At 52.3% G+C, this 302-nt stretch carries 1 protein-coding gene; it reads left to right on the top strand.

From position 1 onward, the window contains the following. The coding region (locus tag GQA99_RS20400) for a VCBS domain-containing protein (RefSeq protein ID WP_206194608.1) at window positions 1-302 on the top strand (302 nt) is incomplete at both ends.

Consider the following 302-nt stretch of genomic DNA (forward strand, 5'->3'; position numbering starts at 1 on the left):
AACGATCCTGCTGACATCAGCGTGACTCCAGGTAACCCAGATTCAGATAAAGGCACCGTCACCGAAGACGGCAGCTCTGACACTGACGCGGCCACCGTGGAAACGGTAACAGGTAAGTTCGATGTCACTGACGTGGATAACGGCGAAGCTGTATTCCAGGTGCAAACCAATGTCACCGATGGCAACTACGGCAGCTTCTCGATTGATGCAAACGGCAACTGGAGCTACACGCTCAACAACCCCCACATTGATGTGCAGTCACTCAAAGAAGGTGAAACCTTAACGCGCACTATCACGGTTAC

The organism is Shewanella litoralis (assembly GCF_009828585.1).
Classification (GTDB): Bacteria; Pseudomonadota; Gammaproteobacteria; order Enterobacterales; family Shewanellaceae; genus Shewanella; species Shewanella litoralis.